Raw genomic sequence first — 25,160 nt, forward strand, 5'->3', positions numbered from 1 at the left:
TTATCCTTATTCCATGTAATAGAATTCTATATTACCGATTTTTACCGTATCACCTTTCTTAATCCCTTGGGCTTTTAATTCATCATCAATACCCATTCTCTTGAAAGTGCGCTGAAGTCGTTTGACTGCCGACTCATTCTCAAGGTCGGTCATTGCTACCAATCGTTCGACCGCCTTACCTGAAATATAAAACACCTGACCGCCCTTACTGATTTTAAAAGGTTCTTCCTCTATTATTCTATATTGCTTAATATGTTCTACCGGTTCTTGCTTTGGTATTTTTGAAAGCATCTCTCCAATATACTGCAAAAGTTGCTTTATCCCATGGCCTGTTGCTCCTGATACAGGCATTATGGTATAACCGGACTTTTCAATTATCGGTTTGATTATTTTGTAATTTTCCTGTGCTTTTGGCAAATCCATTTTGTTGGCCACAACCACCTGAGGCTTTTCTGAAAGCTCTTTGCTGTACTTTACAAGTTCTTGATTAATCGCATAGAAACCCTTAAGAGGATCTCTTTCTATGCCTGACATGTCCAACACATGAACAAGCAGACGGGTTCTTTCCACATGTCGTAAAAACTCATAACCCAAGCCCTGCCCTTCATGAGCTCCTTCGATGAGGCCTGGAATATCAGCCAGCACAAAGCTGCTTCCTTTGCCCAGCCCCGGGTCTACAACTCCTAAGTTAGGAGATAGTGTAGTAAAGGGATAGTCGGCAATTTTAGGTTTTGCCGATGTCATTCGGGAAAGCAGTGTGGATTTTCCGGCATTGGGAAAACCTATAAGACCCACATCGGCTATTAGTTTTAATTCTAACACAATCCAACGTTCTTCACCCGGCTCACCTTTCTCGGCAAAATCCGGTGCCCTGTGAACCGAGGAAGTAAATCGTGCGTTACCGCGACCTCCCCGACCTCCTTTAGCTACAACAAAACTTTCTCCGTTTTCTACCAAATCTGCAAGTATTTCGCCGGTCTCGGCATCCTTTACAAGAGTTCCCGGTGGCACATTGATAACAAGGTCTTCGGCACTTCGGCCAAATTTGTTAGACCCTTGACCATGTTCACCTCTTTTTGCTTTATAATGAATTTTGTACTTAAAATCCATAAGAGTTGACAAGCCGGGATCTACCATTAGAATTACATCTCCGCCTCGACCTCCGTCGCCTCCGCTGGGCCCTCCGCGCGGCACATATTTTTCTCTTCTGAAGGCCACAACTCCATTGCCTCCGTCTCCAGCTTTTACATAGATTTTTGCATGATCTACAAACATTTATATCACACCTATCAATCAGTTTTTACTGTAATAATTGGAAACCTTCTAATTAAACCGACTAAACACGGGTGTTTTGCTATCGCTTAAATGGATGTGTTTAGTGTTAAATATTACCCGTTCTCCTGTAGTCTTAGAGAATATCTCTAGCTTTGACTTTCCTAAAATAACCTTTATATCTTTTTCACCCTGAAACTTATCAAGTTGTAAACTATATCTCTGTAATTCTTCTTTTAGCTTTGATAATTGTGGAACATAAGGTTCTTTATCAATTACCTCTACACTCATGTTTATATTTTTTTGTTTCATGGTATATAGCATTTCCAATAAGCAAGTTATCATTGAAACATTGGTTAAATTGTTGCAAATATAACTAACTTCTTTATCTTTGTTTTTTATACTATCTATATATTTTAAAGCATCTTCATATTTTTTCAACTGAATCATACTATATAAAACTTGTAAGTGATTTTGAAAATCATGTCTTGTTAATCGAAAAACTCGAAAAAGGCTTTTTGCGGCACCTGAAATTTGTCTTTGACCATGAAAAAAGTCAATCATCGCAAAACCTGCTACATGGAAAAAAAGACATATCAAAATAATCTGTATTTTCTCGTCAAATTCTAGATTAAGTAAGGCAATTGCTGCCATAGTAGAAAGCATTTGACTTACTGTAATTATAAACGGAAAACTCTTCTTGTCTAACAAACCCATTCCCCTTTCACACTTAATTTCGCTAACAGTTTCATATACTTCTATAATTAAGTTTAACGGTATAAAATTTGATATTAGTATTTTTACTTTTTATGTATTTTATTTGTATTCTATTTTGTTATCTCAAAATCCTTCTATCGAAAATAGAACACTGGTCTTTCAGATATTTAAATTTATACTCAAAAACCGTATTTCCATTCTATCTGATGTTGTTGACACATTAGCAGTCTTGATTCTAATGTAAAAATCCTATCTTCGTAAACTTATTGTCAATATGCAGCATGTCTTATTATAATTAAGAACAATTTGCTGACATTCTATGTCTAAATTAACTTTATAAAGCAGCATCAATCTTTGCTTGGTAATAAAAAACAAAGGTAACTTTTTCCATAGTTACCTTAAAAAAGCAGCTCCTATTTATAGGAGCTTAGTTTGCTGCATATATGCTTACGAGTTTCTTATCTTTTCCCTTTTGTTCAAACTTAACATAACCATCAGCTTTAGCAAAAAGTGTATGATCTACACCCATACCTACATTTTGTCCTGGATATATCCTCGTGCCTCTTTGGCGAACCAGTATGCTCCCGGCACTTACAAACTGCCCGTCATACCTCTTGACCCCTAAGCGCTTAGCCTGACTGTCTCGACCGTTTTTCGAACTTCCTCCGCCTTTTTTCTGAGCAAAAAGCTGTAAATTCATCAGCTACACCTCCTCTATAAGTTCAGTCTGAATATTCGACGGATATGATTCTGCAATATCTCGAATTCCTAAAAATATGGTCTCAAGAATAATTGTCGCTTTTTTAAACTCTTCTGCTGTCATATCATCAGGAAGTTTTAGCATGAAACAACCTGGTTTTTTATCAACCACAGGTTTTATGCCAGCGACATTCTTTAGCCCCAAAACTGCGGTTTCTGCCAAGGCTGAAACTCCAGCACAAACTATATCTTTGCCATAATCGGCATACTCTGCATGGCCTGATATTTCTATTGATTTATAACCGCCAAAAGGATGGGACTTTATTCTTACCCTTATCATACTATCCTTCTATTTTTTCAATTTGAATTTCCGTAAATGGCTGGCGGTGGCCTTGCCTCTTACGATAATTCTTCTTAGGCTTGTACTTAAAGACGATAATCTTATCGCTTTTGCCGTGACGCAGCACTTTAGCTGTCACTTTCGCATTCTCAAGCCATGGTTTCCCTACCTTAAGACCATTATCCTCAGATAATGCCATAACTTTGTCGATTTCAATTGATTCTCCTACATCTGCCGGAAGTTTTTCAACTTGAATTATATCACCTTCCGATACACGATACTGTTTTCCACCAGTTTCAATAACTGCGTACATAATTAATCTCCTCCTTATTCTCGCCGGAATCCAGGTAACTTGTTTTAAAACCCGTTCCGTGCGGTGGAAGGCATAATACAACCACCTACGATATTTTAGCACATGAAAACCTTACATGTCAATGCAATTTAATATCTTATTATATTATTTAGTTGGAAAATGCCAAATTAATGGTTCCAGTGGCCGCTTAACCATTTGTTTATTATGATCTGTAGTTTCTTTAAATCTAATGATGTTATCTCTGTGCTTAGGTATTTCTTTGTCGGTTTGCTTAACTGTTTGTTCAATTTGCTCTAACGCCATATATTTATTTTTATTTTTATCTTTATCTTTTTTATCTGAAATCTCCTTTATGTTATCATCTGAAGTTGATTTATTCTCGATGTTCAGCTCTGACATGACACTTTTATCACTTATAGTTGGTACCGGTTTTACAATTTGCTTCATTGGGTGATTTCTGGGGTAATTCTTATATCCGTTTTTTTTAATAGAAGTATGTTTGCTCATCTTGTCATCAAGAAAAACCACCAGTCCTAAAACATTGGCCATAAGCAATAGGTAAATTACCGGCGTAGTAATTTCATCTTCATAACCAGGAGAAAAATTCTTCACGTCACCCATATTATATCCTCTCCCCTTACATCAATTCTCTTATTTATTACCTTATATCTATATTATGTTGTCAAAATTTTATTCGCCACAAAAATTTATCTTTGAAAGATTAGAGCTATTGAAGAATTTATATTTACTATTCCTATAAATAAAAACCATGCGTATAAGATGGTTGTCCAGCTTATATTAATGCATGGCTTTTGGTTTTATAGGGGGCTTTTATACCATTATTCAACTTCTGTTTTTTACATAGTCATTGTACCCTTGTCCGTTTCTACAACTTTTAAAATTTGTTCTTCATTACCATTTTCAGCATTTATATAAATAAAATAGCGGTCAGAATTTAGCTCTGCATCCACCTCATAGCAAAGCTTTTCTCTTAACGCTTCATCAGGAATCAAAGCCAGTCGGATTCTTCTGATACTTAAATTTGGACTTAATTTATCTTTTACCTCTTGTTCGGTAATTTCAGGTTCAGGCAACTTACGCTTATTATGCGAGGTTAAATAAGCCAGGGTATTAAACCCTACAACTTCGCCAGTGTCTAAAGCCACCTCAACTTTTATAAAATCAGGATATAATAGCACATCATTTTCTTTTGGAACGAATGATATTGTTACAGTATTGTTTTCCCTGATAGAACCGGTAGGCTCCATATTTTTGTAATTTATAGATTCTATATAGGTTTTTGCTTTATCTAGTGCTCGCTTTATAGGTATTTTAGAGCCATCTATTTCCCTGGTATTTAAAAACCATATCACATGACCTCCAATTTCACTTACATCCATAATAATATTAGGGGTCGTATTTCCCTTTTTTGTAAATTCGATAGTGTATGCAGGAATATTCCCCTTTGTTCTCCCAACTACATCAGCTCTAAAATCCCCTTTTGCTACTTTATTTACAGCTTGTTGAGCAATTGCAGCAGCTTCGCTCTCACTTATGGGCTTACCTGTTAAGGCTTTTGCAGTCACTTGTTCGACATGATCGGAAAAAGGCCCATCATAAGTAATGGTAGGTACTTCCTTTTTAAGCTTTTCATCAATGGCTTCAAAATTATCTGCCATACCTTGAACTTTCTTTATAGCTATCAAGCTATCTGGTTTATCTTCCCATCTTATTTTGCCAGCAGTTACATCATCTTGTAAACGCCGAAGATCTTTATTTAAGTTTTGAACGTTTTTTCTGAATTGCCTCATCTTCTCCCATTCAGCATCGGATATTTCTTCCTTTTTTACTAATTTGTCGGCAATATTATAAGAAAAATCACCTAACTGTGCAAAAAATTTTTGCATATTTGTCATATCTCTGTCACCCAACGGCATAGTTGCCAGGCTGGTTCTTGCTCCTTCAGCCTGGTGCCAAATCGTAGTCAGCATCATAATCCTCTGTTCGTTTGATGACGTAACTTCACTCTTTGAAATTAAGATATTTAGATTGTTTACTTGCTCCAGTAGATTATAAAATCCTCGCTGATAAGAAGCCTCTAAAGCGTTTTCCGCCGAAAATGCTCTGGTGGACACCGACCAGTAGCCAAATACAAGGCCTCCTAATACTAGCAGATTAATTATCCAAATATATTTTTTTTTCAACATCAGACCCTCCGTTTCTATTTGGCAAACACATGTCGCCCTATTCTGGTTACTATTGAACGCGACCATATCCACGGGCTAACTGATTTATAAGGATTCCAGAAGAATACACTGCCATAGGTCGGATCCCATCCGCTCATAGCTTGACGAGCAGCGTCAAAATTATTTCTAGATGGGTATCTTGACCATATCAAACCATTGCTGACCGATTCAAATGCCCCCGGTTGGTAGATTACATCGGCTATCGTCGTCGGAAATTTAGGATGCTTCGTTCGGTTAATGATAACGGCTGCAACACCTACTTGACCAAGATACGGTTCTCCTTCTGCTTCACCGGCTACAAGCCGAGCTAAAAGAGTGTAATCGCCTTCCCATGATGAAACGGCATAATTTTCTGATTTTGTCTGAGCCTTGCAATTTATGCTTAAAAAGCCTATCAAAACCGCAACAGATAAAACAATCACCGAAATAATTAACTTCTTAGTTTTGAACATTTTATCACCCCATTTTAATTGCTATCTTTAGTTTGCTTATTTTTTTAGCACTTATTCCGGTACCTTTTTATACACTTTATTCATATAATAACTTAAAGAAGTTCATAGTAAGGAGTGAAAATTAATGAATCCTATGAATACAAATCAAAACACCGGTCTTGAGAATTCCGACAATAATTTTGTACCCATTTCAAATCCATACACGCTTTTTCTCATACTCTTATTGCTTATTATTTCATTTGGGGCACTTGATCGCATGATAAAAATTATAAGAAGTTTTTTACTAAAGGAAGCGGAGGAATAAAGATGAAGACCTTTTCAATAAGTGATAACGATGTGCAGCTTTTAAAAGCTATACGACCTTTTATGAGTTCAAAAAGCCAGGAACTGCTTGATTTTCTAATTACAACTATTAATGTGTTTAGGCCGGAACAGCCAAATCATAAAATGAATTTTGAAGCCTTGAATACTCTTTTAACAATGATTCATGAATCTAGGCAGTCAAAAAAAAATACTCAAATAATAGAGATAGATGAATGCAAAAAAGATGTTTTAGCTAAGCAAGCTGAGAATATAGAAAATTTATTAAATACTTTAGCCGAACCAGAAAATAATGTGTAATATTCATTAGTGGTTTAAAAAAACTTCCAAATATGATGGCTTATTATGCCATCTTTTATTTATCTAAAAATGATCATTTTTAGATAAATAAAAGAATATATTTTATATAGCACATTTGATACCTGGTTGTTTTAAAACATAAGGGAGTGGTGAGTTTGGAAGAAAATGATGACCGAGGTTTTGGAAATGACTTGCTTGAAACAGTCTTAAAAGTAATCAACGGTCCGAACGACCAAAGTGCCAACGAATTAATAAGTCTGCTAGCTCTAAGTAATTTATTGGGAATCATTAGTTTTTTGAATGCGCAAGACTCCAAATCTGATACAAGAGGTTTCTCATCGAAATCCGAGGTATCTGAATTAAAGGAAATGGCTGCTGACCTGCTAGACTCAATGGGAGGAACCGGTGATAAAAAAATTAATCCAGCCGCGCTCATTAATTTAATGAAAACCTTTTCAACATCAGACGGCAGCGCAAATAATTCAAAAAACTTAGCTAAATCTGATGAGATCAAAAAAGATTAGGTCGTGCTCAAAGAGCACGACCTAATCTTTTAGTTATCTGCAAAAAGCAGAAGGAGTAATATCAGAAACAAGGCAAATGCCCATCTGTCTTTGTGATAACCAGTACCTAGAGAATCTGTCATTACAATTCCCTCCTTTTTATAAGCTACACAAAACATATCTTTCTCTTACATCCGGTATTTTGTTTTTAAATCTGCTTCTCATTACCTGCTATAATATATGCAAAATACGGTTTTAAGGTTACAAAAAACAGGTGAGAGGAAATGTTTCTCCTGTCACCTGTTTTGCTAAGGTTTTTTATATCAGCCTCGCCTTTGCATAAGTTCTGTAAGTCTTATTTATTTGAACTTTTGCTTTTGCACCTAAAAGAGCAGCACCTTCCTCCACATTGATTACATAGCCGTCTACTCTGGCTATGCCATCATTGTGATTGGTTATATGCCTATCTTCTATAATCACATCTATTATCTGACCTTCTCTTACAGGCATAGCAAAATTCTCCAGTTTAACCCTGCTTCCAACTGCCTTAATTCGGATTTCTTCAGGATGTAGATCATCCTTGCCTTTAATGAAAATATATTTCCCGTAACGCTGCTCTAATTGACTTAGTCTTGTTCCGCCAGCACCTATAACTACCGCTGCCACTGATGGGTGTACTTCTATAAGAATCGCCTCACCTTTTCGAGTTCTGAATATTCTAGATATTTCTTGTTCGACTTTTTTAGCCATTGTTTCCTCAGATAATATCCTGCCTCTACCGTCACAATAAGGGCACACTTTTTCTAGGACTTCGTGCAAACTTTGACGAACTTTTTTCCGCGTCATTTCTACCAAACCTAAATTTGTAATCCCTAATACATGTGCTTTAGTTCTATCCTTTTTTAACTCAATTTCCAAAGCATCTATAACCATCTTTTGATGTTCTTGTGAGTCCATATCGATAAAATCTATAATTATTATTCCACCTATATCCCGCAATCTTAGCTGTTTTGCAATCTCTTTTGCTGCTTCTAAATTGGTTTTAACTACTGTATCTTCCAAGTTTATACTGCCGACAAATTTGCCCGTATTTACGTCTATAGCAGTTAGAGCCTCTGTATGATCTATAACGATATAACCGCCGGATTTCAGCCAAACCTTTCTTTCCAAGGCCCTTTCGACCTCTGATTCTATGTTAAAATACTCAAAAATATCTTCCTGACCCATATACAGACTTACACGATCTTTCAGGGAATGTGATATCAATGAAGCAGCTTCTAATACTTTCTCATATCCATATGATGTATTTACATAAAACTTATTTACTTCCGGTGTAAATACATCCCTTACCATGCGAGTAAGCAGATCCATATCTTTATATATCAGCCGAGGAACCTTCCCATTCTTCTGTTTCATTTGTATATTATTCCAAAGGCGTTTTAAATACTCCATATCGGATTTTAGATTCTCTATATCTTCACCTTCCGCCGCCGTTCTTACAATTATTCCCATATTATGTGGCTGTATTTCCTCTGCTAGGGATTTTAAGCGTTGGCGTTCTTCTTCATTCTCAATTCTTCGAGAAATCCCTATATAATCAACGGTCGGCATAAGGACCAGGTATCTGCCAGGCAGTGTTATATTGGTAGATACCCTGGCTCCTTTAGTGCCGATAGGCTCTTTTACAACCTGAACTAAAACCTCTTGGCCAACATGTAATATATCTTTTATCGGTGCTTTTTTTAAATCACCAATTGCATCCGCATCTTCAAAGCCAAGATTATAAGAATTCAAATCACCTACATATAAAAATGCATTTTTGCCTAAACCTATATCCACAAAGGCAGCTTGCATACCCGGGAGTACATTTGCTACCTTACCTTTATAGATATTTCCTGTTATCCTTTCATCATAAGTCTTTTCTACATAATATTCTACTAGTTGTCGGTCTTCTAAAACCCCAATTCGAATTTGGTCCCGAGCAACATCTGCCAAAATCTCTTTTGACATAAAATCTTCAGCTCCTCAAATCTCCTCCAAAATTAAAGCGGACTTATCAAAGATCTGGAGGCTCAGATATTCCGCTAAATCAAAGTGGAAGAATCTTATTATTCTCATTTAAGTAAAAAATTTCCTCCCTGTGAGTGCTTACTATTTCAAGTTTTTTTGCAAGAAGTTTTTCTAATTCAAAGATTATCAGTTTTGGTGACGCACTGCCTTGCTGACCAATCGAAACTTCCATGCAAATATCTGCAGTGCCATTAGTATTGCTTAATAATTTCATATTATAGATAAATGGAGCAATATTCACCGATTTGGCACCAGATTTAGTGGATTTTTCAATAATAATCTCTTCTCTGTTTAAAAGGTTGTTGATAGCTTTTTCTAGTTCATCCGGATTTTCCTCATCTAAAGCCGTCTTGACCATGTATGTGGCAGCATTTACTACGGAAAGAGGTATTTTATTATCGGCGGTTTCAGCTTTTATTATTTGAATGCCTTCTGGCAAGACCGCATTTAGTCGGGTAACCGCATCTTCAGGTGAAACGGTTTCCTCAAACTCCACATCCATATATTCACTGCTGCTGGTAATACCCACAGACAAAGCCGGAGTAAAAGATATTCTAGGCCTTGGATTGAACCCTTGCGTAAATGCCAAAGGCAAATCAGCACGTCTGAAGCTTCGTTCGAAAGTCCTTATCATATCCAAATGAGATATGAACATTACAGGACGACCCTTATTAAATTTCATTCTTAGTTTCACAAAAACCACCGGCTTTCAGCTTACTTACCCCGCAAGCATGACATCTTATCCTACAGTCAGGTGTAATTTCTGCTTTTTGGGATTTTTCTAATTCTCTCAATAAAAACTTCTTATCAATACCGGGGTCTATAATATCCCACGGGCAAAGTTCATCCTTAGACCTTTTGCGATAAGCATAAAATTCCGGACATATCCCTGATTCATTAAAGGCAGACATCCATTTTTCAAACGAAAACATATCATTCCATCCATCGAATTTACATCCTTTATCATGGGCGATTTTTAAAACTTGGCCCAATCTACGATCTCCCCTTGAAAAAACAGCCTCAAGGAAACTCAACTTGCCATCATGCCAACTATAGGATATATTTTTGTTTTTCCTGAGCATACTCCTTAGTAGCCTTTGCCTTTCCTCGATTTCCGAAAGTGTTATCTGTGATTCCCACTGAAATGGCGTAAATGGTTTAGGAACAAAAGTAGATGTACTGACATTAACTTTCAAACCTCTTGTATTGCCATAGACTTTTTTGTATACATCCACAACAGCAAAAGCAAGATTTGCTATTCCTTCTATATCTTCATAAGTTTCAGTAGGAAGGCCAATCATAAAATATAGCTTAACCGTTTTCCAACCTGAAGAAAAAGCATCTTTAACTGATGTCAGAAGGTCTTGTGCTGTAACACCTTTATTTATTACATCCCTAAGCCTTTGCGTTCCGGCTTCCGGTGCAAATGTAAGACCGGATTTTTTGATTTCTTGGACCTTCTTAGCAAGTTCAAGTGAAAAAGCATCAATTCTAAGCGAAGGCAGGGATAAGCTTACTCGACTTTGGCGAAATTCATCAGTCAATATTTCAGTAAGCTGTTTTAATTTAGAATAGTCACTGGTGCTCAGTGATGCTAAGGATAATTCTCCATAGCCCGTTGATGCAATGATGTCTTTTGCTAGTTTCTCTAGGCGAACTACTGACTTTTCCCTTACCGGCCTATAAATCATTCCGGCTTGACAGAAACGGCATCCTCTGGTACAACCACGGAAAATCTCCAGTACAGCTCGGTCGTGCACGATATCCATATAAGGCACCACAAAATTTGTGGGGTAATAAACATTGTCCAGATCTTTTATCAGCCGCTTTTGTATCCTTCTAGGAATATCTGCTTGCTTTGGTAAGATGCTTTTCATGGTTCCATCATCATTATATGATACATGATATAAAGATGGCACATACACTCCGGAAATTCTGGCAACCTCTTCTAAAAACCGCTGTCTGCTTTCACCTCTTTCTTTAAAGCTTTTATATAAATCCATAATCTCTACAATAACTTCCTCAGCTTCTCCTATAACAAAAAAATCCACGATATCCGATAATGGTTCTGGATTATAAGTGCAAGGTCCGCCAGCTATTACAAAAGGATGACCTTCCCTTCTTTCATTTGAAAAAATAGGTATTCCTGACAGTTCCAGCATATTTAATATATTTGTGTAACTCATTTCATACTGCAGGGTAAAGCCTAAAAAATCAAATTCAGCAACTGCAGTTTTGCTTTCCAGACTGAACAGCAAAATACCTTCTTTTCGCATTAAACCCTCAAAATCAACCCAAGGAGCAAAAACCCTTTCAGCATAAATGTCAGGATATTGATTAAGAAGATGATATAAAATTTTTATACCTAAGTGCGACATACCCACTTCGTAGACATCGGGAAATGCCAATGCCACATGAACTTTTATATTATCTTTATCTTTTTTTATACTATTATATTCGTTTCCCATATAGCGAGTTGGTTTTGAAACCTGTGGTAAAAGTTTTTCCAATAGTTTCTCTATGGTCAATGAAGTGCCTCCTATGCTTGATGGTGTAAAACTCCACTTATTTATTATATCAGGTCTTTCATCATTAAGTCTAATCCTTTTTCGACTACTTTATCAAATATTTCTGTTTCTGTTAAACTTTTTTTAATCTTCATATTCTCATCCAGTACATATACAACAAAGTACTTTTGTGGCGCAAATGAATATAGTATCTTTTTTGCCGGAGTATCTTCATTAACCACCATAATTTCTCCGGGCATATATTTGTTCTTACTAATCTTCTCCTTTTTTCCTGCTAAGTGCTTCATAAAAATAAAGTGTGCATTTTTTTCTTCTTTTGAAGTCTGTTGTAATAAAAAAATCCCTGCAACAAAAAAGCTTAAAAATAACCTTTTAAAAGCAAGACCTATTAAAGCTAAGATCAACATCGAATACGCAAGTATTTTTCCCGCTCTTGAAGCAATACGTATTGATAATGTAAAGGCAAAGCGCTGTCTAAGCCATAATGCAAAAATTCTTCCACCGTCGAGGGGAAGAGCGGGAAGCATATTAAACATTCCCAGCATTAATTGATAATGTATAAATTGTCGAGCTGTGTTTGGCGTTATAAAAGCTTGAGTTAATAAAAAAAGAATTAAACCTGCCATTGTAAAGTTTGCAAGCGGGCCAGCCATAACCATAAGCATTTCCTTCTCCAAGGTAGCCTCGTCTAAGCTTGACCTTATGCGACCGCCAAATGGCAATATTTCAATTTCATGAATTACAATACCAAGCCTGCATCCTACAAATATATGTGCATATTCATGTATTCCCAAAGCCAGTAACGCAGCCAATACTTCAGTATACAAGCCTGCTAACACGGCAAGGACAACAATTATAATAAAAAAAAAGCTTATACTTATTCTTAAATTAGAGACTCTTAAATTCATTTAACTCCTCCTGAGCATCTTCATCTAACATATTTAGCCATTTTTTTGGATCTTCAGCTTTGTCATTATGCCAGATTTCAAAATGCAGGTGAGGAGTCTCTGCAAGGCCCGTCTTGCCAACAGTTCCTATAATAAATCCCTGTTTTACTTCTTCCTGTTCCTTTACATAGACATCCTTTAAATGAGCATAAACCGTTACCAAATTATTGTCGTGACGTATTCTAACCATATTTCCCATCTCTTTGTCTTGACCTACCGAAAAAACCACACCATCGAGCACTGATTTTACAGGGATTCCCTCTTTTTGAACTATGTCTATGCCATTATGCATGCGCTGCTCTTTTAATATCGGGTGAAGTCGCATGCCATATTCCGAAGATACTTCTCCATCCACCGGCATCGGTAACAGTTCTTGTTTCTTTTGCCCTATTACCGGAATACTTTTTGATACCTGGGAAATATTATTTGCGACTTCCGCTAAATCCTTAAACTCATATGAATAATCCGAAATAAAATACCCTATTTTTGCAAGAGCCGTTTTGGTTACTGGAATATTTATTTTCTTCATACATAACACTAATATTACAATTAAAATGCAGATTGCAATTTTTTTTAGATTTTCAGGCCCCAGCCATTTTTTTTCGGAAGGCTGTTCATAGTAGTACATAAAAGGCACCCCCTTATTCTCCCATTTTTTATGGTAAAGTTTGCATTTTCTCTTAAATATGAATAGCAAACGGTTTTGTGATTTTAATGTTCTTTATAGAGGTCTTGTTATATATATCTATTTTCCGTAAAGCTCATTTATTACAAAAAAATCGTCTTAGATGACAACATGCTTTTCATTCGGTCTGTGGATAAGACGAAAAGGATAAACATAACCGCAAGAAATCAATAGAGAAGTTACAGACCTTGATTTAGTCAAAATCTACATTTAAGGCTTAGATGAAGAAGATCGGATGAATACAGCCTAAAGAGAATTCAACAATGACTACGCAATTATTAAAAAAGCACAAGAAGCACTCATATGGTTGAAAAATGAGACGAATTATAGCGTAGTTATACATCCATAAACACATAAAGCCTTCTAAGTCATTTGTATCAATGACTTAGAAGGCTTTATTACCATTTTGACAGTGCAAAAGTCGATAGTAGCTTTAACGCTTACTTCTTCTGCAATACTGTTATTAAAGAACTCCTTATACTATTAAATTTTCTTTCTCAACTAGTCCACAAGTTGTCTCTTACTACCGTCAGTGTGAATTCTATAAGATTTATATTCATTCATATTTAAATAATATATCCAATTGTCAACAACATTAATAAACCACGGATAATCATCACATATCTTTGTTATACTACTGCCATCCGTGCGTATTTTGTAAATTGTTTAATCTGTTGAGATTTAAATCGGTTTCAAGTTTGCGTATTTTCTTTCTTTCTTATATTGTATTGATATGACTTATTGTTATCTGAACACTTCACCTGATATTTTAAGATTTGTTCCTGAGATTAATTAGTTTTTTATTGCAAAATGAGGTGACAGGAAACCTTCTCTTATCACCTCTACTGCAACTTTAAAATAGGATTTTCTGCCGGCGCATTCCAACATTGATTACAAGTCCGGCGGCAATCATATTCATTAAAAAAGAACTTCCTCCATAGCTCATAAATGGCAGCGGTATACCGGTTACCGGCATTATACCCATGTTCATGCCAATGTTGATTAAGATCTGAAATGCCCACATTGAAACTACGCCTACAACTATATAAGTTCCTAAAAGATCTCGAGCCTTAAATGCTACCCTTAACGAATAGTAAAGCAGTATAAAATATAATATGAAAAGCGTTATACCACCTATAAAACCTAACTCTTCACCTAAAACGGCAAAAATAAAATCCGTATGTTTTACCGGAAGAAAATTCAGTTGATTCTGGGTTCCCTGATAAAGGCCCTTCCCAAATAACTTGCCTGAACCAATTGCAATTTTAGATTGTATAACATGGTATCCTTTTCCCAAGGGATCTAGATATGGATTTATAAAAACTAAAATTCGGTCTTTTTGGTAAGGTTTTAAAAACAACCAAACTATAGGTAAGGAAAAAATGCCTGCTGTCATAATACCGGCCAAAAGTTTATAGCTAAGGCCCGCGATAAACAGCATGCCTAGAACCATTGCCAATAGAACCAATGATGTCCCTAAATCCGGCTGTTTCGCTATAAGCAGCATTACGGGTATCATATGCAGTCCTACTGACAATAAATCTTGCAAGCTGCTTAAAGACTTCTTTTTTTCAAGATGCTTCGCCAGAGTAATTATAACGGCTAATTTGGCAAATTCCGAAGGTTGCAATCTAAAAGAGCCAATATCAAGCCATCGCTGAGCTCCTCCGCCTTCTTCCCCAATAAATAATACAAAAATTAATAGTAGAAAATTAATAATATATATAATATTAGCCCAATTAGCGAAAGAATGATAATCTATTGAAATGACAAATACCATAGCTGCTAATCCGATGCCAAACCAAATAAGCTGCTTACGAGCTGTACTGAAACTACCTCCGGAGCTCATGGCATGCGTTGCACTGCTTATCATTAAAACACTTATTATGGTTAGTAAAATAATGGCAATTAAAATAGGATACTCTATATTTTTTAACAATTTTCGATCCATGTTGATGGCCCCCTACACCCGTTAACCATTATATCATAAAACCTCACATCCATAAAAACTCTTTTATAAAATCATCTTGTTAAGTTTTCCCAATAAATTTCTATTTCATCATTATGTTTTATTGGATCGGCAAAGCCGGCATCAATGCCGTTTATTTTCATAACCAGCTTACCTGCCATACCTTCGGGCTTAAATGATATAATACTAAAAACATCACTTAAAATCATATCTCTCGGTTCTATGGTTATTAAGGCGTCATCGGGTATTTCCTCTTCAGGCGACATTGTACGCCCGGAAACTTTTATAACAGGATCTATGATAAAATTGCGTCCGTTTATTTTTAGAGAAATTTTGTCTTCTTCAGATATATACTCCTTTATCTTAGAAGACCCTGCCTTTCCGTCCTTCGCAGCTAGAAAGCTTATAACCGCACCATCTTTAATCGGTTCGTTTAAATCAACATTTTTGCCATTCATTGTAACAATAGCAGGCTTTGCCATCTCACCTTTTACTATTTTAAGCTTTCCATTTAGTTTAAAAGTCTTGGCAAGCCCCGGTCGCCCAAAAATTTCTGCAGATGATTTCCCTGCATAAAGTAATGCATTCAAAACCGTAGGATTGTCTTGTGCTAAAATATTTATTGGCTTTTCATTTATATACACCTTGTAGGAGGACAAGTGAGCGCCTTTGAGTGAGTTTATGGCTATACCTATAGGAGTTACTGAAAAAGGGCCTGTAAAATCTTCGCAGCCCTGTATATCAGTTAACCCTTCACGACCTTTGACTCCAACCCGTTCTTTAGGTATTTCTAGGTGCGCAGCTAAAGACTCCGGTAAACCCGGCATAAGGCTGCCACCGCCGATCATTAAAACAGCAGCAGGTGTTTTACCATTGAGTTCTAATATTTTCCGTGCTATCTTGGTCGAAAGTTCGTTTATGATTGGACCTATGGTTTCTGTTATTTTTTTAGTGCGAAATTCCTCTGTATTCCCAAGAATATCCATAAATTTCACAGTTTCATGTAAAGACAACTCACGTTTTACTCTTTCGCCCTCATCAAAGTTTAATAAAAACTCTTCACAGATTTTTTCCGTAATTTCATCACCGGCCATAGGAACCATTCCATAAGCAAATATACTGCCATCACGAGATATAGCAATATCTGACGTTCCTGCACCTATATCTACCAGTGCAATATTAAGTTTACGCATACCGGGAAGAACCACAATATCACCTGCAGCAATAGGCTCTAAAGTTAAGCTTTCAAGACCTAAATCGCATCTGTTAAGAACCGTAAGTAAGCTTTCAACAACAGTACGAGGAAGAAAAGTAGCTACAATCTTAACCGATATGCTACTGCCCTTTTGGCCCAGTAAATTTTCTAAAGATTCATCCTCTAAAAACCATTTGATAGGACTAAAACCCACACAGTAATAATTGTCAAAATCTCCTTGTTTATTTTTTTCGGCTAAAGATTTAATCGCTTTTGACAGAGCTTCTGTTTCTAAACTTCGAATATCTTCTTCGGTTACTTCCATAAAAGGAGAAATCTTTCTTTCAGTTTCGGCTTCAACCGTATAAAGCGCTCTGCCCGCTGCAGCAACTGCGGCTTTCTCTAATTTTTTATTAAGTTTTTTTTCAATATCTTCCTTAATCGACCTTACGCTTTTGGCTACAGCTTCAATGTCATGGATTTGGCCATCATACATAACACGGCTTTCATGTTCAAGAACTTTATGTGCAAGGATTTTATAAGTTTTGCCTTGCTTGCTTACAACCAAACCTGCTACAGTTCTGGTGCCGATGTCCAAAGCGAAAACTTCCTGTCCGACTTTATTCAAACAACTTCCTCCTTTAAATCTTGGCCAAGTGCTTCACTTTCTTTATAGGAATATTTGCTACTAATGCCGGAACTGTTACATCTTCATCTTTTTCCATACGAGTTAATTTTACCTCGAGACCACTTTCATCAATTTCCATATAATCTGAAATCATATCTATAAGTTGGCTCTTTATCATCTCAAGAAATTTCGGTGATACATTAGCACGATCGTGCACAAGGATTAACCTTAATCGTTCTTTGGCTATATCCTTACTCGAAACATCCTCTCTGCCGAAAATTTTTAAAAAATCCACTAAATTCTCCTCCCTTTTTTATTTTGCCCGAGCTTTTAACCCGAAAAACACACGTAATTTATCCATAAAGTTGGGCTCTACGTTTTCTATTTTCATCAAAGGGATTTCCTCACCCTCTAAACGTCGAATCATATTTCTGTAGGCTTGGCCTGCTTTTGATGATTCATCAACAACTGCCGGTTCACCTCTGTTGGTAGATATTACAATTTTCTCATCTTCCGGTATAACTCCAAGTAGCTCAATAGCCAAAACATCTATCATATCATCAATATCCATCATATCTCCGCGTTTTACCATATCCGGCCTTAGTCTATTAATGATTAGTTTAGGCTCTTCAAAGCCGGCAGCCTCTAAAAGGCCTACTATTCTATCAGCATCTCTTACGGCAGAAACTTCAGGCGTAGTGACAATGAGTGCTCTATCGGCTCCGGCGATGGCATTCTTAAATCCCTGTTCTATACCTGCGGGGCAGTCGATTAATATATAGTCGTAATCGCGTTTTAACTCTTCACATAATTTTTTCATCTGAGTCGGCGTTATAGCTGTCTTATCTTTGGTTTGAGCTGCCGGCATAAGATATAGGTTTTCAAAGCGCTTATCCTTTATAAGTGCTTGCTTCAAACGGCACATACCGTTTGCTACATCTACAAGGTCGTAAACTATACGGTTTTCCAGGCCCATTACCACGTCAAGATTTCTTAAACCTATATCGGCATCTAACATTACTACCTTTTTTTGCTTGTATAAAGCAAGACCGGTTCCAATATTTGCAGTTGTTGTGGTTTTTCCCACTCCGCCTTTGCCGGATGTGATTACTATTACTTCGCCCATATTATCCCTCCTGTTTGCTTTTGTAATTATCTTGGGGCATTATAAGGGTTCTATTACTATTACATTATCTTTTAAGCGTGCTATTTCCGGAAACGATGGTAGATTTTCCTTCTCTTCCGGAGGTCTTGAAATAACTTCAGCAATTCTTAATTGAGTCGGTTTTAAGGCAAATGCAGCTACTATAGCAGTAGTATCTCCCTGTGCCCCAGCATGAGCCATCCCGCGAAGAGTCCCCATAACCAGAATATCGCCGGCGGCAACTATCTCACTGCCTGGATTGGCATCGCCCAAGATGACTATAGTTCCCTTATAAGTAATTTTTTGCCCCGATCGCACAGTTTTTTTAAGCAGTAATACTCTATTCCTGTTTGGTTTTGGAAATATCAGGGTTTTCGGAGAACTTGCCTCCTGCAAGCTCATCCCAAAATCTGTAAAGATATGCTGTAACTTATCATATTCATCTTTACTTAAAAAGCCGTTTTTAATTTTTATACTAACCTTGCCTCCTGAAAAAAAGTTCCGACTACGTTGAAGTTTCTCGTAAATAGCTTTTTTCACATCTTCAAAGCTCGAAATTTCATCGAGTATGATAGTTATACCTTCCTTTGTACCTTTAATTATTACAGACTCGTTCGTCATACTAACTCCCTCCAAGCAGCACCACTACAAAGTATTTTATTCTTCATAAATCAAGTAAATCCTTCTTTTGATGATAAAAAAACCAGAATCTGTAAAGATTCCGGTTAAGGTTGAACAAGATAATCTTCGCTGTTATCGTTTTCATTGGTTAGATGAAAATATTCTTCAAAAATAGCTCTTGCAACAGGTCCTCCCGTAGTTCCACCTGAACCGGCTTGCTCTATAAACACTGCTACTGCAATTTCCGGATCCTCATAAGGAGCAAATGCCACAAACCATCCATGCGGGTCTTTACTCACATCCCACTCGGCGGTTCCGGTTTTCCCCGCTACAGAAATTGGAAAATCCGCAAAAACTCCGTAGGCTGTACCACCAGACAATGTAGCACCTTTCATACCATTTTTTATTATTTCATATGTCTTGTCGGAAATATCTAGTCTGCCACCAATTTCCGGGTTTTTTTCAAGAACAACATTACCATCAGCATCAACTATTGACTTTATTAAATGAGGCTTCATCCATATTCCTTCATTTGCAATAGCTGCAATATAATCTGCAATTTGTATCGGTGTAAAACTATGATAACCTTGCCCTATGGCTGCATCTAGTGTTTCGGCAGGATACCATATTTTATCTTGGGAACTGCTAAAAGTATTCTTCTTATATTCACGGCTTGCTACAGTTCCAGCTTTCTCATTGGGCAACTCGATTCCTGTAATGTCTCCAAGCCCATACATTTTTGCATATTTTTCAATATTATCTATGCCCAATCGACGCCCCATTTCATAAAAATAAATATTGCACGATTCAGCAATGGCCTTTTCAATGTTTACTAAGCCATGGCCTCCTGCTTTCCAACACTTTTTCGGCAAAATAGTCCAATAAACCCCGGTATCTCTAATAAGCTCACGCTCGTTAGTTACTTTTTCTTCTAGTGCAGCAGTTGCTGTAACCATCTTAAAAATTGACCCCGGCGGAAACGTCCCGCTAATGGCAAGATTGACCATCGGATTGAGCGGATTTTTTGATATTTCCTCCCATTCTTTTTGAGTTATCCCACGGGCAAACATATTCGGATCGAAATCCGGGACACTTGCCATCGCCAAGACTTCACCGGTTTTTATGTTAATAGCAACTACAGCACCTCTTTTTGCATTGGGAAAAGGCTTGTACTTATCAGTCTGTAATTTTATTAATTGCTCTCTTAACTTATTTTCAGCAATTTGCTGAAGTTTTATATCTAGTGTTAGATTTATCGAATTGCCGGGAATCGGCTCCTTTTGACCTAATACTTTTATAAGCTTTCCGGAAGCAGTAACCTCCACCTGCTGGCCGCCGTCAGTACCTTTTAAATAAGATTCTAATACCTTTTCCAATCCCATTTTACCTATAAGGTCTCCCGGACGATACCCGTTATCCTTTGCAGTATCTAGCTCTTCTTGACTTATTTCTCCCACATAACCAAAAACATGCGAGCCCATGCTCCCATAAATATAATTTCGCAAAGGTTCTACCTCTATAACAACGCCGGGAAGACGACGTTCTTCAATTTCTGCTACTGTCTGAAAATCCACATCAGTCTTAAGTCTAACCGGTTTATAATCTTGACTTTGCAGCTTATTCTTTAACGTATCATAATTATATGAAACCATTACCTGTGTATTCGGCGGCTGGTTAATCGTAACAGTGCCTGTAGCAAAATCTACTTTACTTGGCAAAACCTGCTTGCCTGTACTGCTATCTGTAATAGATATATCAGCAATATCGACTTCGCCGTTCCCATTCCTATCGGCTATCGGCAATTTACTCAAAATAATTTTTTTATCCTTGTCTACAGTATAGGTTTGATTTGAGATTTCTGTATAATGAGGAATTTCTAGGATGTTTCTGAGAATTTCGAACACTTCTTCCTGTTCAGACTCTTCCGTTTTTACGCTCATATATGACACTGTAAAACTAGGTCGGTTATTAACTAATTCTCTACCATATCGATCCTTAAAAACTCCCCTTGGTGCTGTTATAGGAATAAGCCTTATCCTGTTCTCCTCCGCAAGTTTTTCATATTCATTTCCTTTGACTATTTGCAGAGTTAATAAGCTTATTGTTAATACAACAAAAATTAAAACTACAATCCCTAATAGGACATTCAATCGTTTTTGGAGTTTTTTTACATCCATACAAATCCCTCAAGGCTATTAATATTTTATATCGAAATAATAATCAAAGAATCGTTCCATCCTATAAGTTCCAATATAAATCAAAGGTGATACAAACATGTTTATTAATGACGATGCTACCGTGATAGGCAAAAAATTTCGCCACGGATGAATGAGCTCGCCTGTCAAAAAAGCAATTGTCATAAAAACAAAATTAAATATCACAGAGCCGGTGAATACAAGTACCATAGTAATAACGACTCTACCCTTGTAAAGATTTCGCGAACCAAGCCCAACAACATATCCTGCAATAGACTTTGCTATAGTATTAAGACCTAAAAATCTTCCAAAGAGAATATCATCTAAAAAACCGTTCATTAATCCCGTCAGTGCTCCCGCTTTTTCATTCTTGACCATCGCCATACACAAAGCAAAAACCAGCGGCAGGTCTGGTTTCACTCCGAAAATTCCAATAAAATTTGAAAGGGTTGTCTGAACCAATACGAGAACACCTAATACTAAAACATATACAATAGTCCTCATTGATCGGCCTCCTTTTCACCCTTAATCACAAAAACTCGCTCAAGTTTGAGAAAATCTACAGCGGGTTTAACTATAGCATATTGCATTAATTCATAAGATTCTTTTTCGGTTTCCACAACTTCCCCTATAACAATACCCTTAGGCACCAAACCTCCCAAGCCCGAAGAAATAACTATATCTCCCTTTACTAAGTTGGCATCCTGAGATAAAAAGTCCATTTTTAGGTAACCCCTAGGTGCTGTATCAATGCTTCCTTTAATGATTCCGTTATCTCTGGTCCTTTGTAGCATTGCACTAACAGAACTACGCTCATCGGTAATTAACATTACCTTGGATGTATTGGCAGTAGTGCTTATTATACTGCCAACCAGACCTTCATTGGTAATAACAGCCATATCTTTTTTTAAGCCTTGTTTCTCACCCTTATCAATTAAAATAACATTAAACCAATTACCCGTATCTCTTGCTATAACTTCCGCTGCCTCAAGATCATATTGCAGATTTTTATCTTTCAATCCTAAAAGATTGCGCAAATCTGTGTTTTCTCGCTGATATTCCAAAAGATTTTGCTTATACTGTAAAAGTTCTGCCACCTGTTGTTTTAGAGCCTCATTCTCTTCTTTAAGATAAAAAATCTGTGGTATGGTATTCAACTTGTCTTTTATATCGAAACCTATTTTTGACAAGATTTTTTGTGCAGGACTTAAGGCAGTTATCACCGGAATTTCAAAATTTTTAAAGACAGTTTCTCTATTCGATGTTATATCCACAATCATTATTGAGATAATTAAAAGCAAAACCAGAATTAACCATTTTCGGTTTTTTAAAAGGCGCTGCAATAACACCACAACCTTCAGCCTACTTTTTTAGGTGAAATTAATACACGCTTTAAAATATCTAATTCCTCTAAAACCTTACCTGTTCCCATTGCTACACAATTCATTGGCTCTTCAGCAATATGCACCGGCATTCCTGTTTCACTGTTTACTCTACTATCTAAACCCGTTAGCAGCGAACCTCCACCGGTCATAACGATACCTCTGTCCATAATATCGGCCGCTAACTCCGGCGGCGTCTTCTCGAGTGTTACCTTAATCGCATCTACAATATTATTTACCGGTTCTGCCAGAGCACTGTTAATCTCTTCGGCGGTTACAGAAATAGTCTTCGGTAAACCGGTAACCAAATCACGACCCCGTATATCCATAGATTCGATATCTATATCTAGTGCTGCAGAACCAATCGTAATCTTTATTTGTTCTGCAGTACGCTCGCCGATCATAAGGTTATATTCTTTCTTGATATAATAGACAATGGCTTCATCCATCTCATCGCCGCCAACACGAATTGATTTGCTGGTAACAATACCCCCCAGTGAAATAATCGCAACTTCGGTAGTACCGCCTCCTATATCCACCACCATATTTCCAGCCGGTTCATAAACTTCAAGACCTGCTCCTATAGCTGCTGCCATTGGTTCTTCAATTAAATAGGCCTCTCTTGCTCCTGCCTGAAGAGTAGCATCGATTACCGCTCTTTTTTCAACTTCAGTCACTCCCGAAGGAACTCCCACAACAACTCTGGGTTTAATAAAATGTTTGCTCTTTAACGCCCTTGATATAAAGTACTTTAGCATGTTTTCAGTCACGTCAAAATCAGCTATGACACCATCTCTCATAGGTCTTATTGCCACTATGTTGCCCGGAGTACGCCCTATCATCAGCTTGGCTTCTTCGCCAACAGCTAAAATAGATCCATTATCTCGCTGAACCGCAACAACAGAAGGTTCTTTAAGAACAATACCCTTTCCTTTAACATGCACCAAAGTATTAGCCGAACCTAAATCAATTCCTAAGTCATTTGAAAATATATTAAAAAATCTCATTAATTTTCCCCTTTCTAGTGCATCAGCTTTTTTGCCGAATTATAGTCATAGATTTTTACATAAGATTTTTTTCTTTAAGACTTATAATTGAGTCACTACCAATTATAATATGGTCCAAAACATTTATGCCTAAAATTTTACCTGCTTCAACCAACCTTTCGGTAACTTCAATATCCTCTCTGCTTGGTGTCGTATCCCCGCTTGGATGGTTATGAACCAACAGTATAGAAGCACTACTTCTCCTAATAGCCGGTTTAAAAACCTCTCGCGGGTGAACTATGGAAGAATTTAAACTTCCTATCGAAATATCTTCGATGGAAATAACATGATTTTTTACATTTAGTAAAATTGTTTTAAAATATTCCTTCTCTAGAAATCTCATTTCTTCCATAAGAAGATCCTTTACATCCAGAGGGCTTTTTATGATAACTTGCTTACGCTGGTTATACGAAGCTATCCTCCTACCAAGCTCCACAGCTGCTTTTATTTGTACAGCCTTAGCTGTGCCTATGCCTTTTATCTTTGAAAGTTCTTCTACACTTGAATCCACCACGTAAGCAAGCCCGCTCTTGCCTATATCACCTTTTAGTATGCGCTGAGCAAGAACCAGTGCAGATTCTGACCTGGTTCCGGTCCTTATCAATACCGCTAGAAGCTCCGCATCACTTAAAGCTTGAGCTCCATATTTTTGCAGGCGTTCTCGTGGGCGTTCTTCAATCGGCAAATCCTTTATCAAGATGTCGCTACCCAACAGTCGCAACCCCCTAAATCAGAGTATTTTTATGCCAAAACGGATAAGCATTGCGTTTAATTTAAATAGCGGCAATCCTACGATATTATAATAATCACCATCAATTTTTTCAACAAGCAATGCACCTTTTCCTTGTATTGCATAAGCTCCTGCCTTATCCAACGGTTCACCGGTTTCTACATAGTTTTGTATCTCTGAGCTGCTTAGGTTTTTAAATTTAACTTGACTTTCTTCAAATTCTTTTAAGCAATGGTTTGTAGCTGCATCTATCAATGCAAGGCCAGTAAAAACTCGATGCCAGCAGCCGCTTAAACGTCCCAGCATCTCCTCTGCTTCCTGTAAAGTAGCTGGTTTACCAAGGACTTCCCTGCCCAAAACTACTATAGTATCAGCGCCAAGCACCAGACCTTTTTCATGTTTTTCTGCAACAGCTGCGGCTTTCTGAAAAGCCATCTCAGCTACTGAATGACCAAAATCAATTTTACAATTAAGATTTTCGTCTATGCAGCTCGGCTCAACAAAAAAATCCAAACCTATCTGTGTTAAAAGTTGTTGTCTTCGCGGAGAGGCTGAAGCTAAAATTATGCTTTCATGCATAGTCTACATTCCTCCACTACATACGCTGATACAAAAGAATAGCTATAATAAGTCCTAAGGCAGCAGCCAAATTAAAACTTATATCAATACCAAATGTAACACTTATAATGCCTAAGTTCAGCTTAGTCGTAGCTAAACCTATATTCATACCCTTGCTTAAAATTGGAGCAAAACCGCCTAAGGCTTGGCCTAAAGCACCTCCAACTAACAAACCCACTATTAGTATTATAACCAATATTGCAGGACTATGGTAATTTCGTCTCATTTTTATTTGTCCT

29 protein-coding genes are annotated in these 25,160 nt (G+C 37.1%); 3 read left to right on the forward strand and 26 right to left on the reverse strand.

Going from position 1 to position 25,160, the window contains the following annotated elements:
* Window positions 1-6 precede the first annotated feature (6 nt).
* From obgE to TEPIRE1_RS07600, 8 genes are all read right to left on the reverse strand, one after another.
* Window positions 7-1,275, reverse strand: a complete 1,269-nt coding sequence (obgE, locus tag TEPIRE1_RS07565) for a GTPase ObgE (RefSeq protein ID WP_013778582.1) — start codon at window positions 1,273-1,275, stop codon at window positions 7-9.
* Between the two features lie 48 nt (window positions 1,276-1,323).
* A complete protein-coding gene (locus TEPIRE1_RS07570) occupies window positions 1,324-1,983 on the reverse strand; it encodes a Spo0B domain-containing protein (protein ID WP_013778583.1) in 660 nt (219 codons plus the stop codon).
* A 433-nt stretch (window positions 1,984-2,416) separates the two neighbouring features.
* On the reverse strand, window positions 2,417-2,689 hold the full coding sequence (gene rpmA / locus TEPIRE1_RS07575; RefSeq protein ID WP_013778584.1) for a 50S ribosomal protein L27: 273 nt from the start codon (window positions 2,687-2,689) through the stop codon (window positions 2,417-2,419).
* A 3-nt stretch (window positions 2,690-2,692) separates the two neighbouring features.
* On the reverse strand, window positions 2,693-3,028 hold the full coding sequence (locus TEPIRE1_RS07580) for a ribosomal-processing cysteine protease Prp (protein WP_013778585.1): 336 nt from the start codon (window positions 3,026-3,028) through the stop codon (window positions 2,693-2,695).
* 1 nt (window position 3,029) lies between these two features.
* Window positions 3,030-3,341 (reverse strand): 50S ribosomal protein L21, encoded by a 312-nt coding sequence (rplU, locus tag TEPIRE1_RS07585; protein WP_013778586.1) that lies wholly within the window; start codon window positions 3,339-3,341, stop codon window positions 3,030-3,032.
* A gap of 144 nt (window positions 3,342-3,485) precedes the next feature.
* Window positions 3,486-3,962, reverse strand: coding sequence for a hypothetical protein (locus tag TEPIRE1_RS07590; RefSeq protein WP_013778587.1), 477 nt, complete (start codon window positions 3,960-3,962; stop codon window positions 3,486-3,488).
* Between the two features lie 236 nt (window positions 3,963-4,198).
* Entirely contained in the window at window positions 4,199-5,548 is a 1,350-nt protein-coding gene (ypeB, locus tag TEPIRE1_RS07595) for a germination protein YpeB (protein ID WP_013778588.1), read from the reverse strand.
* A 14-nt stretch (window positions 5,549-5,562) separates the two neighbouring features.
* On the reverse strand, window positions 5,563-6,039 hold the full coding sequence (locus TEPIRE1_RS07600) for a cell wall hydrolase (protein ID WP_013778589.1): 477 nt from the start codon (window positions 6,037-6,039) through the stop codon (window positions 5,563-5,565).
* A 124-nt stretch (window positions 6,040-6,163) separates the two neighbouring features.
* Between TEPIRE1_RS07600 and TEPIRE1_RS07605 the strand changes: the two genes are divergently transcribed.
* The 3 genes from TEPIRE1_RS07605 (at window position 6,164) to TEPIRE1_RS07615 (ending at window position 7,184) form a co-directional block, all read left to right on the forward strand.
* A complete protein-coding gene (locus TEPIRE1_RS07605) occupies window positions 6,164-6,343 on the forward strand; it encodes a hypothetical protein (protein ID WP_013778590.1) in 180 nt (59 codons plus the stop codon).
* 2 nt (window positions 6,344-6,345) lie between these two features.
* A complete protein-coding gene (locus tag TEPIRE1_RS07610) occupies window positions 6,346-6,660 on the forward strand; it encodes a hypothetical protein (RefSeq protein ID WP_013778591.1) in 315 nt (104 codons plus the stop codon).
* Between the two features lie 149 nt (window positions 6,661-6,809).
* Window positions 6,810-7,184 carry a hypothetical protein gene (locus tag TEPIRE1_RS07615; protein ID WP_231848280.1) on the forward strand — a complete coding sequence of 125 codons (375 nt, stop codon included), beginning with the start codon at window positions 6,810-6,812 and terminating at the stop codon, window positions 7,182-7,184.
* Between the two features lie 297 nt (window positions 7,185-7,481).
* On the opposite strand, the gene TEPIRE1_RS07620 is transcribed toward TEPIRE1_RS07615, so the two are convergent.
* From TEPIRE1_RS07620 to TEPIRE1_RS07700, 18 genes are all read right to left on the reverse strand, one after another.
* Entirely contained in the window at window positions 7,482-9,173 is a 1,692-nt protein-coding gene (locus tag TEPIRE1_RS07620) for an Rne/Rng family ribonuclease (protein WP_013778594.1), read from the reverse strand.
* 79 nt (window positions 9,174-9,252) lie between these two features.
* On the reverse strand, window positions 9,253-9,927 hold the full coding sequence (locus TEPIRE1_RS07625) for a TIGR03936 family radical SAM-associated protein (RefSeq protein ID WP_013778595.1): 675 nt from the start codon (window positions 9,925-9,927) through the stop codon (window positions 9,253-9,255).
* On the reverse strand, window positions 9,905-11,701 hold the full coding sequence (locus TEPIRE1_RS07630; RefSeq protein ID WP_414929848.1) for a TIGR03960 family B12-binding radical SAM protein: 1,797 nt from the start codon (window positions 11,699-11,701) through the stop codon (window positions 9,905-9,907). Before TEPIRE1_RS07630 ends, TEPIRE1_RS07625 begins: the two co-directional genes overlap by 23 nt.
* Before the next feature lie 104 nt (window positions 11,702-11,805).
* A complete protein-coding gene (locus tag TEPIRE1_RS07635) occupies window positions 11,806-12,669 on the reverse strand; it encodes a site-2 protease family protein (protein ID WP_013778597.1) in 864 nt (287 codons plus the stop codon).
* Window positions 12,650-13,336 carry a M23 family metallopeptidase gene (locus TEPIRE1_RS07640; protein WP_013778598.1) on the reverse strand — a complete coding sequence of 229 codons (687 nt, stop codon included), beginning with the start codon at window positions 13,334-13,336 and terminating at the stop codon, window positions 12,650-12,652. The genes TEPIRE1_RS07635 and TEPIRE1_RS07640 overlap by 20 nt, the downstream gene beginning before the upstream one ends.
* A 558-nt stretch (window positions 13,337-13,894) precedes the next feature.
* Window positions 13,895-14,056, reverse strand: coding sequence for a DUF5050 domain-containing protein (locus TEPIRE1_RS14495; RefSeq protein ID WP_081460138.1), 162 nt, complete (start codon window positions 14,054-14,056; stop codon window positions 13,895-13,897).
* A gap of 190 nt (window positions 14,057-14,246) precedes the next feature.
* Entirely contained in the window at window positions 14,247-15,344 is a 1,098-nt protein-coding gene (rodA, locus tag TEPIRE1_RS07645; RefSeq protein ID WP_013778599.1) for a rod shape-determining protein RodA, read from the reverse strand.
* 71 nt (window positions 15,345-15,415) lie between these two features.
* Complete coding sequence (locus TEPIRE1_RS07650; protein ID WP_013778600.1) at window positions 15,416-17,185, reverse strand: cell division protein FtsA; 1,770 nt, start codon at window positions 17,183-17,185, stop codon at window positions 15,416-15,418.
* A 13-nt stretch (window positions 17,186-17,198) separates the two neighbouring features.
* Window positions 17,199-17,480, reverse strand: coding sequence for a cell division topological specificity factor MinE (gene minE / locus TEPIRE1_RS07655; protein ID WP_013778601.1), 282 nt, complete (start codon window positions 17,478-17,480; stop codon window positions 17,199-17,201).
* Window positions 17,481-17,498: 18 nt separating this feature from the next.
* Window positions 17,499-18,311 (reverse strand): septum site-determining protein MinD, encoded by an 813-nt coding sequence (gene minD / locus TEPIRE1_RS07660; RefSeq protein WP_013778602.1) that lies wholly within the window; start codon window positions 18,309-18,311, stop codon window positions 17,499-17,501.
* Between the two features lie 39 nt (window positions 18,312-18,350).
* Window positions 18,351-18,950 carry a septum site-determining protein MinC gene (minC, locus tag TEPIRE1_RS07665; RefSeq protein ID WP_013778603.1) on the reverse strand — a complete coding sequence of 200 codons (600 nt, stop codon included), beginning with the start codon at window positions 18,948-18,950 and terminating at the stop codon, window positions 18,351-18,353.
* Between the two features lie 104 nt (window positions 18,951-19,054).
* On the reverse strand, window positions 19,055-21,127 hold the full coding sequence (mrdA, locus tag TEPIRE1_RS07670) for a penicillin-binding protein 2 (RefSeq protein ID WP_013778604.1): 2,073 nt from the start codon (window positions 21,125-21,127) through the stop codon (window positions 19,055-19,057).
* A gap of 18 nt (window positions 21,128-21,145) precedes the next feature.
* Window positions 21,146-21,649, reverse strand: coding sequence for a rod shape-determining protein MreD (gene mreD, locus TEPIRE1_RS07675; RefSeq protein ID WP_013778605.1), 504 nt, complete (start codon window positions 21,647-21,649; stop codon window positions 21,146-21,148).
* On the reverse strand, window positions 21,646-22,497 hold the full coding sequence (gene mreC / locus TEPIRE1_RS07680) for a rod shape-determining protein MreC (RefSeq protein ID WP_013778606.1): 852 nt from the start codon (window positions 22,495-22,497) through the stop codon (window positions 21,646-21,648). The genes mreD and mreC overlap by 4 nt, the downstream gene beginning before the upstream one ends.
* Window positions 22,498-22,502: 5 nt before the next feature.
* Window positions 22,503-23,534 carry a rod shape-determining protein gene (locus TEPIRE1_RS07685; protein WP_013778607.1) on the reverse strand — a complete coding sequence of 344 codons (1,032 nt, stop codon included), beginning with the start codon at window positions 23,532-23,534 and terminating at the stop codon, window positions 22,503-22,505.
* Between the two features lie 55 nt (window positions 23,535-23,589).
* On the reverse strand, window positions 23,590-24,285 hold the full coding sequence (gene radC / locus TEPIRE1_RS07690; protein ID WP_013778608.1) for a RadC family protein: 696 nt from the start codon (window positions 24,283-24,285) through the stop codon (window positions 23,590-23,592).
* A gap of 18 nt (window positions 24,286-24,303) precedes the next feature.
* Window positions 24,304-24,882 (reverse strand): Maf family protein, encoded by a 579-nt coding sequence (locus TEPIRE1_RS07695; protein WP_013778609.1) that lies wholly within the window; start codon window positions 24,880-24,882, stop codon window positions 24,304-24,306.
* Between the two features lie 16 nt (window positions 24,883-24,898).
* A complete protein-coding gene (locus TEPIRE1_RS07700; protein ID WP_013778610.1) occupies window positions 24,899-25,147 on the reverse strand; it encodes a DUF4321 domain-containing protein in 249 nt (82 codons plus the stop codon).
* Window positions 25,148-25,160 lie beyond the last annotated feature (13 nt).

The sequence above is a fragment of the Tepidanaerobacter acetatoxydans Re1 genome (genome assembly GCF_000328765.2).
Taxonomy (GTDB): domain Bacteria; phylum Bacillota; class Thermosediminibacteria; order Thermosediminibacterales; family Tepidanaerobacteraceae; genus Tepidanaerobacter; species Tepidanaerobacter acetatoxydans.

Bases quoted from the DNA above. Each gene is read 5' to 3' on its own strand.
- obgE (WP_013778582.1), bottom strand. From the start codon at position 1,275: ATGTTTGTAGATCATGCAAAAATCTATGTAAAAGCTGGAGACGGAGGC.
- rpmA (WP_013778584.1), bottom strand. From the start codon at position 2,689: ATGAATTTACAGCTTTTTGCTCAGAAAAAAGGCGGAGGAAGTTCGAAA.
- TEPIRE1_RS07580 (WP_013778585.1), bottom strand. From the start codon at position 3,028: ATGATAAGGGTAAGAATAAAGTCCCATCCTTTTGGCGGTTATAAATCA.
- rplU (WP_013778586.1), bottom strand. From the start codon at position 3,341: ATGTACGCAGTTATTGAAACTGGTGGAAAACAGTATCGTGTATCGGAA.
- TEPIRE1_RS07590 (WP_013778587.1), bottom strand. From the start codon at position 3,962: ATGGGTGACGTGAAGAATTTTTCTCCTGGTTATGAAGATGAAATTACT.
- ypeB (WP_013778588.1), bottom strand. From the start codon at position 5,548: ATGTTGAAAAAAAAATATATTTGGATAATTAATCTGCTAGTATTAGGA.
- TEPIRE1_RS07600 (WP_013778589.1), bottom strand. From the start codon at position 6,039: ATGTTCAAAACTAAGAAGTTAATTATTTCGGTGATTGTTTTATCTGTT.
- TEPIRE1_RS07605 (WP_013778590.1), top strand. From the start codon at position 6,164: ATGAATCCTATGAATACAAATCAAAACACCGGTCTTGAGAATTCCGAC.
- TEPIRE1_RS07610 (WP_013778591.1), top strand. From the start codon at position 6,346: ATGAAGACCTTTTCAATAAGTGATAACGATGTGCAGCTTTTAAAAGCT.
- TEPIRE1_RS07620 (WP_013778594.1), bottom strand. From the start codon at position 9,173: ATGTCAAAAGAGATTTTGGCAGATGTTGCTCGGGACCAAATTCGAATT.
- TEPIRE1_RS07630 (WP_414929848.1), bottom strand. From the start codon at position 11,701: ATGGGAAACGAATATAATAGTATAAAAAAAGATAAAGATAATATAAAA.
- TEPIRE1_RS07635 (WP_013778597.1), bottom strand. From the start codon at position 12,669: ATGAATTTAAGAGTCTCTAATTTAAGAATAAGTATAAGCTTTTTTTTT.
- TEPIRE1_RS07640 (WP_013778598.1), bottom strand. From the start codon at position 13,336: ATGTACTACTATGAACAGCCTTCCGAAAAAAAATGGCTGGGGCCTGAA.
- rodA (WP_013778599.1), bottom strand. From the start codon at position 15,344: ATGGATCGAAAATTGTTAAAAAATATAGAGTATCCTATTTTAATTGCC.
- minD (WP_013778602.1), bottom strand. From the start codon at position 18,311: ATGGGCGAAGTAATAGTAATCACATCCGGCAAAGGCGGAGTGGGAAAA.
- minC (WP_013778603.1), bottom strand. From the start codon at position 18,950: ATGACGAACGAGTCTGTAATAATTAAAGGTACAAAGGAAGGTATAACT.
- mrdA (WP_013778604.1), bottom strand. From the start codon at position 21,127: ATGGATGTAAAAAAACTCCAAAAACGATTGAATGTCCTATTAGGGATT.
- mreD (WP_013778605.1), bottom strand. From the start codon at position 21,649: ATGAGGACTATTGTATATGTTTTAGTATTAGGTGTTCTCGTATTGGTT.
- TEPIRE1_RS07685 (WP_013778607.1), bottom strand. From the start codon at position 23,534: ATGAGATTTTTTAATATATTTTCAAATGACTTAGGAATTGATTTAGGT.
- TEPIRE1_RS07695 (WP_013778609.1), bottom strand. From the start codon at position 24,882: ATGCATGAAAGCATAATTTTAGCTTCAGCCTCTCCGCGAAGACAACAA.
- TEPIRE1_RS07700 (WP_013778610.1), bottom strand. From the start codon at position 25,147: ATGAGACGAAATTACCATAGTCCTGCAATATTGGTTATAATACTAATA.